Origin of the sequence: Niabella sp. (assembly GCF_030150205.1) — a bacterium.
In the GTDB taxonomy this organism is placed as follows: Bacteria; Bacteroidota; Bacteroidia; order Chitinophagales; family Chitinophagaceae; genus Niabella.
Genome location: NZ_JASLGT010000024.1, coordinates 41670 through 57716 on the forward strand (window position 1 = coordinate 41670; position 16047 = coordinate 57716).

The 16047-nt window shown below is 46.5% G+C and carries 13 protein-coding genes; 5 read left to right on the forward strand and 8 right to left on the reverse strand.

The features are described from left to right. The first annotated feature begins 110 nt into the window (after nt 1–110). Entirely contained in the window at nt 111–2954 is a 2844-nt protein-coding gene (gene leuS / locus Q1V85_RS16905) for a leucine--tRNA ligase (RefSeq protein WP_300601693.1), read from the forward strand. A 203-nt stretch (nt 2955–3157) separates the two neighbouring features. Here leuS and Q1V85_RS16910 read toward each other — a convergent pair whose 3' ends face one another. After that, nucleotides 3158–3547: a DUF4488 domain-containing protein gene (locus Q1V85_RS16910; protein WP_300601694.1), complete on the reverse strand. Its 390-nt coding sequence runs from the start codon at nt 3545–3547 to the stop codon at nt 3158–3160. A gap of 206 nt (nt 3548–3753) precedes the next feature. Here Q1V85_RS16910 and Q1V85_RS16915 point away from each other — a divergent pair, with 206 nt between their 5' ends. Then, complete coding sequence (locus Q1V85_RS16915) at nt 3754–5040, forward strand: OmpA family protein (protein ID WP_300601695.1); 1287 nt, start codon at nt 3754–3756, stop codon at nt 5038–5040. A gap of 200 nt (nt 5041–5240) precedes the next feature. Next, entirely contained in the window at nt 5241–6479 is a 1239-nt protein-coding gene (locus Q1V85_RS16920) for a pitrilysin family protein (protein WP_300601696.1), read from the forward strand. On the opposite strand, the gene Q1V85_RS16925 is transcribed toward Q1V85_RS16920, so the two are convergent. The 7 genes from Q1V85_RS16925 to Q1V85_RS16955 all read right to left on the reverse strand — a co-directional run bounded on the left by Q1V85_RS16925 (nt 6476) and on the right by Q1V85_RS16955 (nt 12838). After that, entirely contained in the window at nt 6476–7393 is a 918-nt protein-coding gene (locus tag Q1V85_RS16925) for a hypothetical protein (RefSeq protein WP_300601697.1), read from the reverse strand. The two genes, Q1V85_RS16920 and Q1V85_RS16925, sit on opposite strands and share 4 nt — an antisense overlap. Before the next feature lie 69 nt (nt 7394–7462). Next, on the reverse strand, nt 7463–8128 hold the full coding sequence (locus Q1V85_RS16930; protein ID WP_300601698.1) for a LytTR family DNA-binding domain-containing protein: 666 nt from the start codon (nt 8126–8128) through the stop codon (nt 7463–7465). A 74-nt stretch (nt 8129–8202) separates the two neighbouring features. Then, a complete protein-coding gene (locus tag Q1V85_RS16935) occupies nt 8203–8649 on the reverse strand; it encodes a PIN domain-containing protein (protein WP_300601699.1) in 447 nt (148 codons plus the stop codon). Next, nucleotides 8618–8869, reverse strand: a complete 252-nt coding sequence (locus Q1V85_RS16940; protein ID WP_300601700.1) for a DUF6364 family protein — start codon at nt 8867–8869, stop codon at nt 8618–8620. Before Q1V85_RS16940 ends, Q1V85_RS16935 begins: the two co-directional genes overlap by 32 nt. Nucleotides 8870–8933: 64 nt before the next feature. Then, nucleotides 8934–10433, reverse strand: a complete 1500-nt coding sequence (locus Q1V85_RS16945; protein WP_300601701.1) for a TlpA disulfide reductase family protein — start codon at nt 10431–10433, stop codon at nt 8934–8936. 73 nt (nt 10434–10506) lie between these two features. Beyond that, nucleotides 10507–11358: an alpha/beta fold hydrolase gene (locus Q1V85_RS16950; protein ID WP_300601702.1), complete on the reverse strand. Its 852-nt coding sequence runs from the start codon at nt 11356–11358 to the stop codon at nt 10507–10509. Nucleotides 11359–11362: 4 nt separating this feature from the next. After that, nucleotides 11363–12838: a histidine kinase gene (locus tag Q1V85_RS16955; RefSeq protein ID WP_300601703.1), complete on the reverse strand. Its 1476-nt coding sequence runs from the start codon at nt 12836–12838 to the stop codon at nt 11363–11365. Between the two features lie 272 nt (nt 12839–13110). Between Q1V85_RS16955 and Q1V85_RS16960 the strand changes: the two genes are divergently transcribed. Together Q1V85_RS16960 and Q1V85_RS16965 are read left to right on the forward strand one after the other, a co-directional pair. Continuing rightward, nucleotides 13111–15378, forward strand: coding sequence for an FUSC family membrane protein (locus Q1V85_RS16960; RefSeq protein ID WP_300601705.1), 2268 nt, complete (start codon nt 13111–13113; stop codon nt 15376–15378). A 195-nt stretch (nt 15379–15573) separates the two neighbouring features. After that, nucleotides 15574–16014, forward strand: a complete 441-nt coding sequence (locus Q1V85_RS16965) for a VOC family protein (protein WP_300601706.1) — start codon at nt 15574–15576, stop codon at nt 16012–16014. Nucleotides 16015–16047 lie beyond the last annotated feature (33 nt).

Consider the following 16047-nt stretch of genomic DNA (forward strand, 5'->3'; position numbering starts at 1 on the left):
ATACAATGCTTAAATTTGCCCCCCAAGTACGGTTTCCTGTTTTTTTTGTTGAAAATGAAGTAATAACATCCTTTTCACATGTAAAGGAAGGACCGGATCAATATGAAATTATGGAGTATAACTTTAATGAAATAGAGAAAAAGTGGCAACGCTTCTGGGAAGAAAACGGCACCTACACCGTTTCGAATGAAAGTAAGAAACCCAAATATTATGTGCTGGACATGTTTCCTTACCCCAGTGGTGCAGGGCTGCATGTAGGACATCCCCTGGGATATATTGCCAGTGATATCTATGCCCGCTATAAACGCCTGAAGGGATTTAATGTACTGCACCCCATGGGTTACGATGCTTTTGGCCTTCCGGCGGAACAATATGCGATCGAAAATGGCATTCATCCGGCCGCTTCAACCGAAAAAAATATTACCACCTTCCGGAAACAGCTGGACAATATTGGCTTTTGTTTCGACTGGAGCCGGGAAGTACGCACCAGCGATCCGCAGTATTATAAATGGACGCAGTGGATCTTCCTGCAGTTGTTTGAAAGCTATTTTGACCGGCAGCAGCAAAAAGCAGTGCCCATCCGTAACCTGGTTGCTTTATTTGAGCAGCATGGCTCAGCAGCCCCCGGTGTTAAGCCTTCCGCATTCAGCTTTACGGCCGATGAATGGAAATCTTATACTGAAGCCCAAAAGCTGGATATCCTGATGGATTACCGCCTGGCTTATTGCGGCTATGGTGAAGTGAACTGGTGCGAGGCGCTGGGCACCGTGCTGGCAAACGACGAAGTAGTAAACGGTGTAAGCGAGCGCGGAGGCTACCCGGTGGTAAAAAAGAAACTGCGCCAGTGGTATCTGCGCATTACGGAATACGCTGACCGTTTGCTGGAAGGCCTGCAGCGCGTGGATTTCAGTGAAGCAATGAAAGAAATGCAGAGCAACTGGATCGGGAAATCCAGCGGGGCAGAAATAACATTCAGCATTCAGGCCCCATCCCAGCCTTCCCCGCAGGGGAAGGAGCATCCTTCAGAATATGTAGCAGGTCAATCTTTGAAAGAAGCTTCTCTTACTGTTTACACTACCCGCCCCGATACCATTTTTGGAGTGGACTTTATGGTCATTGCCCCGGAACTGGACCTGGTAGACCAGATCAAAACACCGGAGCAGGCTGCGGCTGTAGATACTTATATCGCCTATGTAAAAAGCAGGAGTGAGCGGGAACGTATGGCGGAAAAAAAGATCTCCGGTGTATTTACCGGTGCCTATGCCATTAACCCCTTCGATGGCCGCGAAATTCCCATCTGGATCAGTGAATACGTGCTGGCGGGATATGGAACAGGCGCTATTATGGCGGTGCCTTGTGGCGATGAGCGCGACTTTAAATTTGCCAAACATTTTAATATCCCCATCACCAATATCATCGGCAGTCATTTTAATGGCGAAGACGCCAACGCCACCAAGGATGCAGTGCTGGAAAATTCCGGCTTCCTGAACGGTGTGCCCATGCGGGAAGCCATGGAACGGGTGATTAAGGCCATAGAAGAAAAAGGCATCGGAACCCGGAAGGTGAATTATAAAATGCGGGATGCCGCCTTTAGCCGCCAGCGTTACTGGGGCGAGCCGTTCCCCATTCAATGGAAAAACGGCACGGCCTACCCAATGGATGCGGCAGAACTGCCGCTGGAACTGCCAGCCGTAGACAGCTATAAACCCGGACCCGAAGGAGAAGGCCCCCTCGCTAATATTCCTGAATGGGTAGCCCGGGAACTGGAAACCAATACCATGCCCGGTTATGCCGGATCCAGCTGGTACTTCCTCCGTTATATGGATCCTAAAAACAACCAGGAATTTGCCGGCCGCCACGCTACAGACTACTGGAACCAGGTAGATCTTTATATCGGTGGTACAGAGCATGCCGTGGGGCACCTGCTCTATAGCCGCATGTGGACAAAGGCCCTGTATGACCTGGGGTATATCGGTTTTGACGAACCATTTAAACGGCTGGTGAACCAGGGTATGATCCAGGGAAGCAGCCGCTTTGTATACCGGATTAATGGTACCAATGAATTTGTTTCGCAGGGCCTGATTGCCGCTGATGATACCTATAATGGTCAGGTGCTGGATAAGATCCATGTGGATGTAAATTTTGTGGATGGAGTGGAACTGGATCTCGAAGCCTTTAAAAAGTGGAAGAACAGCGAATTTGCAGATGCTGCTTTTATACTGGAAAACGGGAAATACCTCTGTGGAACGGAAACCGAAAAAATGTCCAAAACCAAGTTCAATACCGTAAACCCGGACGACCTGGTAAACAAATACGGCGCCGATACCTTCCGCATGTACGAAATGTTCCTGGGGCCCGTGGAAATGAGCAAACCCTGGGACACCAAGGGCATCGAAGGTGTGCACCGTTTCCTGAAAAAATTATGGCGCCTGTTTTATAAGGAAAATACGGATGGCAGCTTTACCAACATCTGGACAAACGACACGCCCACCGCAGCCGAACTGAAAGTGCTGCACAAAAGCATCAAAAAAATTGAGGACGATAATGAACGGTTTAGCTTTAATACCGGCGTGAGTGCTTTCATGATCCTTGTAAATGAACTCAACGATCTGAAATGTCATAAAAAGCAGGTACTGGACCCTGTATTGGTTATGCTTTCTTCCTATGCCCCACATATTGCAGAAGAACTGTGGCATGCACTGGGCAACAGCTCCAGCGTGCTGGACGCTCCCTTCCCGGTATATGAAGAAAAGTATACAAAGGAATCTGAAAAAGAGTATCCTATTTCCGTTAACGGGAAGATGCGTACCACCATGATCCTTTCACTGGACGCCTCGCAGCAGGAAGTAGAGCAACTGGTGCTGGCGAACGAAACCGTACAGAAATGGCTCGACGGAAAACCACCGAAAAAGATCATTTATGTAAAAAACAAGATGGTGAACCTGGTGGTATAAATACACTTTCTTTTTAAAAGCCTGCTTCTTGCAGGCTTTTAATTTGTTCAATTTATCCCCAACGCTACGCAGCCATTCTGCTGCAAAACCCGGGATAGCAGGATCGAAAAACACAAAACAGGGACAGAACTGTTCTAAACCGCAATCGTAAAAGGAACCTCAAAACCGGAGCGGTTGTTCTGCCACATTATGAATTCATCCGTTTACTGCCCGCTGATCAGCTTTAGCTTTTTATATTCCTCTGTAAAGGTTTCACCGGAAACTTTATAGGATAGATGCAGCAAGCTATCTCCCACAAGCCTGAACTGAACCAGTTTCTCTGCGCCTACCTGTTCGCGGAAAGATGAACGAACCGTTTTTTCGAGGTAACTGTTTTCCGATTGCAACGTATATGTTCCTTCCATAGAAATGCCAAATCCGTCATCGCCCAAACCAATATTAGTGGAGGTGCCGTCGGTATTGTACAACTTCAGTAAACCGGTCGATGCCCCATCCATCTGCAATTCCCATATGCCGGTTAACCGGTTAACGGGCTTCGGAGTCAATGCCATCAGCAAAACAATTGCCGGGATCCAAAAGAAGCGTTTTTGCATTATTGCACATTTTTAATACTTGAAAGATAACGGTTTCTCTTTTTCTGCGCTCTATGAGCAGACGGAGAAATAGCCATTTTCCATACATGCTATTTCCGCTCAAAACGCCGGGATAGAGTGCTTCTGTAAAAATGGCATATTTTTAGATAGAATTGGATAGCGCAAACCAAAGGCGCTGTCTTTTAATCAAACTAAAAACTCAAACTATGTCAATCAACATTGTAGATCTTGTGAAGAACTACGTTCCACAGGATTTGATTGCAAAGGCCGGATCGTTTCTGAACGAAGGCGAAGGAAATGTTTCCAACGCGGTTTCCGGCATCATCCCTGCGGTACTGGGGTTATTTGCTTCCAAAGCCTCCTCCAGTGAGCAGGGAGCTGCTGAAGTGCTCGATGCGGCCAAAGGGGTTTCTAACAGCGGTATATTAAATAATACCGATGCACTTTTGGGCAATGCCGATCTTTTATCCAAAGGCACCAGTCTTTTTAAAGGCTTATTGGGTGACAAAACGAATTCTATTATTGATAGCATCGCAAATTTTGCAGGCATCAAATCATCTTCTTCCGGATCGCTGATCAGTATGATTGTGCCCCTGGTGCTGGGACTGCTTGGAAAACATGCAGCAGACAATAACCTGAATGCAAGCACATTTTCCAGTTTCATGGGCGCTCAGAAAAGCAATATTCTCAGTGCACTTCCCTCCGGACTGGGTACCCTGGGTACGGCGCTGGGATTAAATTCCATCAGGGATGGAGTACAGCAAACCGTTTCCAATGTTCAGGAAGGAGCTGCACCCGTTTATAACTATGCAAATGAAACCGCTCAAAATGCCGGCGGTGGCGCCAAATGGCTGTTGCCACTGCTGCTGCTCGCCGTTGTAGCACTGGCGCTCTGGTATTTTCTTGGAAAGGGCTGTAATAAAACCACCACCACAGCCACGGGCGCCGATACTACAGCCGTTGCACCTGCAGATACCCTTACAACAACACCTCAAGCACCTCCGGCCCCTGCTGTAAAAACGCTTTCAGAAGTCACCTTACCCAATGGTGTAAAACTACAGGCATACCCCGGTGGTATTGAAGACCAGCTGGTACAATTTATCCAGTCGGATGCATACAAAAATGCCACTGACAGTACCTTAAAAGAAAAATGGTTCAACTTTGATGATCTCAACTTTGAATTTGGTACCACAAAACTTACCGATTCATCGAGGCGCCAGTTAGACAATATTGCGGCTATCTTAAAAGCCTTCCCCGATGTAAAGATCAAAGTGGGCGGCTATACCGATAAAAAAGGAGACGATGCTGCAAACCTGAAACTTTCCGATGGCCGGGCCAAGGCCGTTCAGGCAGCTTTAAAAGCTGCTGGTGTGGGCGCCCAGGTTCCGGAAGCTGAAGGTTATGGCGAAAAGCTGGCCACGGTAGATGAAAATGCCCCGGATGAAGCCCGTGCAGCTGACCGCAGAACTTCCATAAGATTATTGAAAAAATAATTATATGTAAACCCTGAATACAGCCGTCTCTCCAAAGGAGGCGGCTTTTCTTTTGAAGCGCTTATAGCCTGTTGCACCGGCAATAACAGATGCTCCATTATTTTGAAATCATTTTCTTTTCGTCATGCCGGGCAATGTCGGGATTTTGAATACTTCGCTTTCTTTATTCCCGGAAACGGAATTCATCTTACTTTCGCCAAATGATACGGTTTGACAGATTTACTTTAGCAAACGGACTGCGCGTGATTGTGCACCAGGATACAGCAACCCCAACAGTGGTCATGAATATTTTATATGATGTGGGCGCGCGGGATGAAGTACCGGAGCAAACGGGATTTGCCCACTTGTTTGAGCACCTGATGTTTGGCGGATCGGTAAATATCCCCGAGTACGACGAACCCCTGCAACTGGCCGGGGGCGAGAACAACGCTTACACTACGAATGATCTTACCAATTATTACATACAGATCCCCAAAGAAAATATAGAAACGGCCTTCTGGCTGGAAAGCGATCGCATGCTCTCCCTTGCATTCAGCGAAAAAAGCCTGGAAGTGCAGCGCAAAGTTGTGTGTGAAGAATTTAAAGAGCACTACCTGGACAAGCCCTATGGTGATGCCTGGTTCAAGCTGCGCGAGCTCGTTTATAAAAACCATCCCTACCGCTGGATGACCATCGGTAAGGAATTATCCCATATTGAAAATGCCCGCCTGGAAGACGTAAAAAACTTCTTTTTTAAACATTACCGCCCCAACAATGCAATAATGGTGATTGCCGGCAATATTACCACGGAAAGCGTAAAAGCCCTGGCGGAAGAATGGTTTGGCGATATACCGGCAGGCGCCCCAAAAAAACGGGAGGTGCCGGTTGAACAACCTCAAACAGCAGCCAGGAAAGAAACGGTTACGGCCGATGTTCCGCTGGATGCCTTTTATAAATGCTGGCATATCGGCGACCGCCTGAGCCCGGAATATTATGTAGCAGACCTGCTGACCGATATCCTGGGTGGAGGAGAATCATCCCGCCTCTTTGAAAAACTGGTAAAAGAACAGCAGCTTTTTGTAAACATCCAGTGTTATCATATGGGCAGTATCGACCCGGGCATTATCTGCATCGAAGGCAAGCTGGTAAAAGGTGCCGACATGAAAGAAGCAGAGGCTGCCGTAGAAGCCATCCTCCGCCAGATAAAGGAGGAGCCCATCCAGGAAACAGAATTACAGAAGGTAAAGAACAAAACCGAAAGCATGATGGCTTTTGAAGATATGAGCCTGCTGAACCGCGCGAACAGCCTTGCTTTTTATGAGCTGCTGGGCGATGCCGGCATGATGAATACAGAGCTGGACCGGTATAGTGCGGTTACCACACAGGCCATCCGGGAAACCGCGCAAAAGATCTTCAGGGAGGAAAACAGCAGTACGTTGTATTATCATGCAAAGCATTAAACAGTCTTTTTTCCAAACGTCAGTTTGGTTATAGCATTTTTGTTATACCGCGCCAGGCAAACCTTTATACGCCGTTCCGTTTCGGCCGGAGAGAGGTTGTTATCTTTCAGGAGAATATTAATGGATGCTTCCCCGGAGGTCCCGGGAATTGCAGCCAGACTTACTACAAGGTATTCTTTCCGGTGTTGATTCGAGTGTACATCTTTTAGTAAATCATCATATTCAATATAGATCTTATCGATAGTATTCCAGGGGAAAAAACCTTTTTTCGGCATCCAAAACCCCATCGTCGAAAACGTAAACTTTACTGTAGGACTAAAAAATTTAAACAGCCCGTATAAAGCCACCGGCACAAATACGGCAACTGAAAACCATGCTGCGCCATCAATAACAAACCGGCCAGCCTTCTCATAACGGATATAGGCAAAAAATGGAATTACCAGGATCCCGAAAGCAAAAAGTCCCAGATAATGTTTCTTCGATCCCTGTACAATCGTTTCTTCCGGAACCGTAACATCATCTTCCGTATCAACCACTACCCGGTTATGGCGTACCCGCTCACTAAGGATTCTATTGATCTTCTCCCGGTCCTCTGCGGAGATCACTGCCCATTTCCCCGGCACCACCCGAAGCTTAGATCCAAAGCCAGAATCGGCCCTGCGGATCAGCTCAAACAGATCGTCCACCTGCCCGTATGCCCATATACGCCATTTGTTATACAAATAAGACCCTACAATGAAAGGGAGGATCCAGGTAAGTATCAAACCGGAGATCCATATAAAAGGAGACGCGTTATTTTTATCAGCAAAATAAATAACGCACCCTGACCCGGCGCAAAATAACAAAAGGGGTATAAGAACAACGCGTATTGTTATTTTGCTCAGCACATAGGAAACCGGGTAGTATTTTACCATAATGCCCATTGTTAATAATGGTACAAAATAAAGGTATCTGTACTACAAAACGGTCTTCTCAAAAGCATCTCAGCCTCCAAACGCATAGCTATTACCAATGGGAAACTCCAGCAAATCGATAAATACCGCCTGTTTATTAAATTTCGTCACCTTATCCCTGGCCACAATATAGCTGCGATGGATCCGCGTAAATTTTTCGGCAGGCAGCAGCAACATGATTTCATTGATCGTAATGCGACTCATGATCTTCTTTTGCTTCAATACCACGTTCAGGTAATTGCCCGCCGCTTCTATGTAAAGGATATCATTCAGCATTACCCGCACCTGTTCATAGCCATCCTTTAAAAACACCGCATCAATTTCCTGGCTTTTATTGTTCTTAAGCGAGAAGAGCTCCTGGGCCTTGGTACAGGCCTTTATAAACCGGGCCAGGGAAAAGGGCTTTAGCAGGTAATCCACTGCGTTTACTTCAAAACCTTCCACCGCATGTTCGGTATACGCCGTTGTAAAAATGATCATCGGCGGATTGGCCAGGCTTTTAGACAGTTCAATCCCGCTGATATCCGGCATCTTAATATCCAGGAAAATGAGGTCGATCTTATTTTTCTGCAGGTAGTCAATCGCCTCAAACGCATTGGTAAAGCTGCCTTCCAGTTTTATAAAAGGTACTTTAACGGCCAGGTTTTTGATCACCTCCAATGCCATGGGTTCGTCGTCTATTGCAATTGCATTCACGGGCAATGTTTATTAATAGTTAAAATAGCACCGGAGTTTTGTAAGTCATCAAGACCTTTATACCTCCCTCTTTTTTATTGATTTTCTAACAGGTAAATAAACTCTTTTAGTGTATAAACCGGCAGGCTGCTGATCGCGGATTTTTTCAGTCCCGCATCTCCGCTTACAAAAGCATTCATATCATGATGCAAGGCCGTATAATATTGTAATGCATCTTCGATATCCCCAAATTTTGAATTCAACGCCATCAATGCAATTTCATGCGGGGCGTCAATAACTCTTATATCAACCAATAATTCCTGTAAAATGGTCCTGGCTTTTTCACCGCCGTATGCTTTTGCAAGCCAATATGCCGCTATGTGCAGGATGGCTGGTGTAATGAAAGCACTAAATTTCCCGTTTACAATATATTCAAACAATTTTCTGGCCACATCAAAATTTGCCCGTTTCAATGTAAAATCCAGCAGAATATTGGCATCCAAAAAAACCTTAGAAACCATACTTTTCCTGTTGGTCTTCATAAAATGCTTTTTTCTTCATACTTTGTCTTATTACTGCTTCATTGGGTACCAATCGATCCACCATATCCAGCAGGTTTTTCTTTTTTGCCGGTTTGTGGCGGATAATGGTTTTAAAATAATCTTCAATCAATTGAGACACACTCACCTGCTGCTTTATGGCAACGATCTTTACCGCTTCTAAAAGCTGCGCGTCAATGGTTGTATTAAATCTTACTTTCATACTGTAAATATACGCATAATTAAATCACATGCGCATTCCATCTTATTTGTCGTTATCCGATAGTCTATTCCTCATTCAACACTGACTCAACCTGTTTATAAACCACCTCTTTTTTACTCGGCCGTTCGGCCTTTGCTACTACCAGTTTTCCTTCCTTATCAAAAATAAAATATTGCGGATAATATTCATCCTTATCCGCTGCATTGGCCAGCAGCTCCTTCCAAAAAGCAGCCATTTGCTGCCGGTTCTTTCTTAAATGGATTCCGGTTAATCCATTTACTTTTATAAACTCCTTCCAGGCAGCATCCCGTTCATCATCATCCATATCCAAATATACAAAAGCCACTGCCTTGTTTTTGAAATAGTCTTTTAACTGCGGGGTAAACTTCAGCTCATGTTTACAGGGTATACACCAGGTACCCCATACATCCAGGTATACCACTTTTCCTTTTAAGGAGTCAATAACCGGGTAAATAGAAGATAGGGTATCATAGTTTTTCCAGATCTGTATCGCTGCATTATTCCGGTTTTGTTCCAGCAATGCTTCCAGCTCCTTTACATTATTTTTTAGCAACGGATAATAAGCGCTGGCCGGGTATGTTTTCTTCAATACATTCAGCAGGGCACCGGCATATTTCAGATCTTTTTCTGCAGCAGCGGTAAACACCTGTTGCGCCAGGTAGGCCTCGGCAGTAGCCGCACTATTGGTGTTTTTTACCGCCAGCCAGTTAATATAGGCTTTTCCTATTTTCCGGATCAGTACCGTTCCGCTATCGAGGCTGATATTATAATACCGCAATGGCTCCGTGTTTTTATTTCCCGTTGCCTTCATATGTCCCATAGCTTCCGATTCAAGGTATCCGGTATAATTATGCACAAACCAGTAATAAAACGGGCCCGGATGCACCACCTCAGATTTTGGAGATACAGACCCGTAGAGTACCGGGTAAAAAGCCCGCAGTTGCGTCATATTCATACATTCCCGTGCAAACTCATTGGCCCGGCAGTAAGCGGCTGAACGAACTTCCTGGATAAACAATTGCTTTAATCGCGGAGCAATGTTCGTCTTTGCGATGGCCGCGGCCTTTTCTTCTATGTGCTGCATCCAGGGCCGTATGTAGGTGGCATTAATTACAGGCACGGAATCTTTTATCACGGAGTCCCGGGGCGGCGGTGCTGTTAAGAAACCCGGATATTCCATTACATCAGCATTAAACAAAACCTGGTTTTCCTGCAGCAGGGATCCTCCGGTTGGCATTAAATTGCCACCGGCATTGCGGTTACCGATCTGCAGCGATTGACCCGGCCGGGCATAGATCAGAACAGCTTTGCGCCCATACTCCACCCGTACCAGTTTTTCCTCGTTCAACGGGAACCGGCAATCGAACCGGCCGTCCGCTTTCACCGGCACCGTCAGCTCCTGCGCAAAAAAATCGTATACAAAAGGAACCTGTACCTTTATCACCGGCTCTTTTAGTCCCTCTATCCGCCCGCTCAGGCGAAACTGCGCCTGTGCCGGCAGCACCAGCAGCATCAGCCATCCTATTTGAATTGTTTTTATCATGGTCTAAAAGATATTATACAAAACTTTTTACAGCGCTCTAAACTTTTATCAGGTGCGTTGCCTTTAAAGTATTTTAATGTGCTTTCATCCACCGGATGGCTGTTTGAACAGGTTCCTGCACATCCGAAAAAGCGGTGTTATGCCCCAATGCAGGAAACAATTTATATGCATAGCGTTTGTTGTTCGATTTAAGTTTATTCAGACGCTCTATTGATAATCCTGTCGGGATCTGGATGTCTTTGCCCCCAAAAAGCCAAAGTCCGGGTATCGATAATTTGGAAAGCGCATCACGGGGATCCGTATCTGCAAATGAATACCGGTCTGCATCACCGATGATGTGTTTACGCGCTTCGGCTTCTGTGTGCGTATCCCAAAAATCTGCATCTCCCTGTGTAAAAAACTGGAACCTCAGCTGTTCACGGGCGGTTACCACCGGCCCGCTAAAGAGAACCATAAAACGCACATTGGGATTTTTACGCGCAGCCAAGGGAATGATCCATCCGGCCTGGCTAAACCCGATCAAACCTACAGGAACCTGGTCGGTTGCCAAATGCTTCACTAATGTATTTACAGCTGCGCTTGCATCCAAAGACAAAAGGGAAAGGTTTGCAGAATCGATGTTATTGGTTCCAACTTCAGGCCCCGCATATACGCCGCCGGATGCCCCCACGCCCCGTTTATCATACGTTAAAACAGCGATATTATTTTTGGCCAGAACTGCCGCAAATTCCATCATTCGCTTTTCCTGGCCAGATCCATGTACCATTACAACGGCCGCAAAGGGATGATCCGGTTTTATGATTGTTCCTGCGAGGGTGTCTCCCTGGCTCACAAACTTTACATTTTGTATGGTTGAACCGGATGCCCTGCAAAATGAAACCAGGATGAAAAGCAGCAACAGGGGCGATTTGATGTAAAATCGCATATAATTATAAATGGATGGTAAGGTGTACAAAAAAGTCTTTCGCCGTTTGACGGATCACCAGTTCATGCCGGTCGGGATATTCCAGCAACAGGCGTTCCCGCACATTGGGCAGTCCAATACCACTTTTTAATTTTTCCGGATCACCATCCTGCTTCAGATGAATGCTGTTCTGTACATCAAAATACAATATATTATCCTGCGTATGCAACGCGATGGTGATATACGAATGCTCCTTCAGACTGATACCATGCTTAAAGGCATTTTCCACAAAGGGAATCAGCAGCATGGGACTGATCTGGAGTCCTGATGCGGGTTCGTCGACCTTTACCTGGATAAGGATATCCGGCGAGTTAACCGTACGCAGTTTTTGCAGATCGATATAGTTATTCAGGTATTCCACCTCGCGTACCAGCAGGATCTTGTCCTGTACATTTTCATGCAGCATGAACCGCATCATATCGCCCAGCTTCTGAATGCCCTCCCCGGTACGGTCGGCGTGTTCCTGCAACGCCGTACCGTAAAGGGTATTGAGCGCATTGAACAGGAAATGCGGATTGATCTGCGAACGTAGAAAGCTCAGGTTGGCTTCAGAAGATCCAAGGGCCGTTTTTAAACCCAGTTTTTCCTTCTGGTTTTTATAGATCCACCAGGCCAGCGGAATCACCGCGATCCCGGTCCACAGAAGCAGCAATACATAGATGCCCAGAAAAGGAGCCCCACCGTTGGAAGCCGCCTTACAAAATACCGTGGCAATAAAGTTGATCAGGAGCGTAATGGGAATAATGCGCGATAAATAATACCCCGTCCACGCTTTTTTTACCGGCAGTCCGGGGATCAGCACATAAATATGGATATATAATACCAGCAGCGCATAAGGCAGTACTACGGACCACAGGATTATGGCAAAAGGTGCCGCATTACTGCTTACCAGCATAATGAGGATAATAAGCCAGGCCAGCACGCTTAACCCGATAAAAAGAAGGCGGGTACCATTGCTTTCCTTTAATTTCTTTTTCAGCAAGGGGCTAAAGATCAGGGCTTTTAAGCCATAATAGATCAGGTAAAACAGGTAGCAGAGGGCGGCCACTGCAAAACCCTGCGAAAAAAAGGATGCCGTAACATCTCTTTGCGTAGGATAATAATCCAAACCATACTTCCAGGCAAACGTATAGGTAAAACAAACCGAAAACGCTACAGCCAGGAACAGGTAGGTGCAGATCAGCAGCGTGATCTTAAAAAATCCCCGGGTTTTTGTTTCTACATACTGGGTGAGAAACAAAAAGACCAGGTAACTGATCAGCACAATTGCAATATACGGCTGCAGGTAGTTGGTATAAAAACTATACCCAACGTTATTGTCTTCAAACAATTGCTGCTGATGGGGAAAGGTTCGGTCCGTTGCTATCATGAATATAACAAAGCCCGCCACCAGGGTGGCTATAAGGATTTCCACTTTTTGGAATATACTTCTCGATTTCATAATACAAGATTAACACAGATGCGGCATTGGATATGGACAATTGTTACGGAACCGGCTTTTTTTGGGGCGAATTTTTCATTTTCCGGTTGTCCTGCGGGAATCGCCTTCCGGGAATGCCGGCGGATAAAGGGAGCGGCCTTACGAGGAATCGCTTATTTTTCCCGCGCCGGATCATCACAGACACTTTCCAAGGCCGAATGCACCCGCATAAAAAGGGTGTTGCGTGCTACCGTATTTCCTTAAACTATTTCTTGTTTGTAAATTTGTAGGGCATGGATTATATAAAAGAATACCGGCAGTTTGTAAGCAGCTATTATTTCAATGAGGCCATCAGGATCACTGTGGGTATTACCCTGCCTTCGGTGATCCTGAACTTTTTCGGGATGCTCGAAATCGGGCTGATCGCCTCCCTGGGAGCCATGGCGGTAAGCGCAGCAGATATTCCGGGTCCCATCAGGGAGCGGCGCAATGGCATGTTGGCCGCCCTGGCGCTGATCTTCCTGGTAGACCTTATTACCGGCTTTGCCCATGTAAACCCTTTTATTACAGCGATCGTTATCCTGTCTTTTAGTTTCTCCCTAAGCATGCTGGGTGTTTACAATGCCCGTACCAATGCCATCGGCTTTGCCGGACTGCTGATTATGGTGCTCACCCTTTATCACAAAGCTACGGGATGGAATGTGGTATTGGATGGCGTATACCTTCTATGCGGAGGGCTCTGGTATATTGGTTTAAGCCTGGCCCTGCACGGCGTTCGTCCCTATAAAGTAATTCAGCAGGCCCTGGGCGACTCCATCGTTTCCGTGGCCGACTATCTCAAAACCCGTTCGCATTTCTATAACGAAGGGGTCAACTACGACAAAACCTATAAAAACCTGATGCAGCAGCAACAAAAGGTACAGGATAAACAGATCCTGGTACGGGAAATGCTGTTTAAAAGCCGCAATATCGTAAAATCTACCACCCTCACCGGACGCGGGTTGCTGGTGATCTTTGTAGAATCGGTCGACCTTTTCGAAAAGGCCAATGCCACCTTTTACAACTATGAATCGATGCACAAGCGGTTTGATGGTACCAATATCCTGCCGCATTTTCAAAAAGTGATCCTGGGAATGGTAGACGAATTGTATGAAATTGGTGTTTCGGTACAGGAAGGACGCCGCTCCAGGGTATCTAAAAGCCTGAATGACGGGCTCCGGAACCTGAAGCAGCATTTTGAACGCTTTGTGGCTACCCATCGCAACGCGGAAAACCTGGAAGCCCTGATCAATATGCGCAAAATCATGCAGTCGATCGAAGACATGATCCTGCGCATCTATACTCTCCATCATTATACCCGGTACGACCGGAAGGAAGTAAAGGAATACCGGTTATCGGAGAACTATCAATCCTTCCTGGAAAAAACAGACCTCGACAGCGAGCTGATTCGCGAAAATCTTTCCCTGCAATCCAATACTTTCCGGCATGCACTGCGTTTAAGCCTGGCCATGACCCTGGGCTATATTACAGCCCATCTTTTAAAACTCGAATACAGCTACTGGATCCTGCTCACCACCCTGGTGATCTTAAAACCCACCTACAGCGTTACCAAACAGCGGAACTACCAGCGGGTATTGGGTACCATCATTGGTGCAATGGGCGGCATCGGGCTGCTGTTCCTGATCCAGACGGGCACCGGCCGTTTTACGGCCATGATCCTGTTAATGATTGCCACCTACAGCTTTATGCGTACCCGCTACCTGGTAAGCGTTACGTTTATGACCGCCTATGTACTGATTATGTTCTTTTTGCTGGACAGCCGCAATTTTCATGTGGTGATCGAAAACCGGGTGCTGGATACCATTATCGGATCCCTTATTGCCTTCATGACCACCTATATCATCCCATCCTGGGAGAAAAAACAGGTCAAAAGCTATATGGCCGCCGCCCTCGAAAAAACCAGGATCTATTTTGAAACGGTTTCTGGTCCCTACGTAAAAAATGAACCGGCGCCGGATTACAAACTCAGCCGCAAGGAAGCCTTTGTGGCCCAGGCCAACCTTTCCGGCACCTTTTCCCGGATGCTCAGCGAGCCCAAAAGCAAGCAGCGGAATATTAAAACCATTCACCAGTTTGTAGTAATGATCTTTACCATCAACTCCCATATTGCAACCCTCGCCCATTACTCCCGCCAGTTTGCTGCCAAATACCGTTCCTATAATTTCCTGCCCATTATTGAAAATACCATCCACGAACTGGAAAATACCGCCGGCATGCTTTCAGATGAAGACATAACACAGCCTGCAGCACATATGGATACCCAATCCCTGAAAACAGCCGTAAAAGAGCTGCTGGAAAAACGCCGGCACGAAATTCAGCAGGGGCTGCTGGATACCGAAACCAAGATCACCCTGAATGAATTAAAGCCCATCATTGACCAGTTCCTGCTGATCAGCCGCGCCTCGGGCGACCTGAACAAACTGGCTGAAGAAATCACCGGCTTTAAAAGGACCGGGGAAAAAGAAAAAGTGCCTATAGAATCGCTGTCTGCAGCAGGCTAACAATACCCGGCGAACTGCCGGTTCACGGGCTTTGGAACAGCATTCGGACGCCTGGCCGTGGCGACTATCCCTTTTAGAGAATGATATAAAAGTACGCCGGGCATCCCTGTTTTTAAGATTGTTGCGTTTTTCCAAAGCCAATCCCTGGCAGCCCTATAATTTTGTTTGATCATAAAAAGGATAAATCCAGTTGCTATGGAACAAAGAATCAGCGTATTGACCATCGCGGCAAATGACCTGCCTGCTATGACCCGATTTTATGAAGAAAAACTAGGCTGGAAACCGGTGGCCGGGAACCAGGATATTGTCTTCTATAAAATGAATGGCTTTTTACTAAGTATCGGGAAGCGGAAAGACCTGGCAGGATTCATGGGCGTTGATCCGGCCGGCACCGGGTTCCGCCCGATCATTATCAGCTACAACGTGCCGGCAGAAGATGAGGTAGAATCCTTATACGAACAGCTCCGGTCAAAAGGAGTCAAAATGCTTGGTGCGCCCGCCACGCTTCCTTTTGGAGGCCGTTTCTTTTACTTTGAAGATATTGAAGGAAATATTTTTGAAGTCGCTTACAATACATACATCCCTTTAGATGAAAAGCATAATGCCATCGGTCATCACTCAATCGATCATTTATAAGCACCCGGTATAATACGATCCAAAAGAACGGTG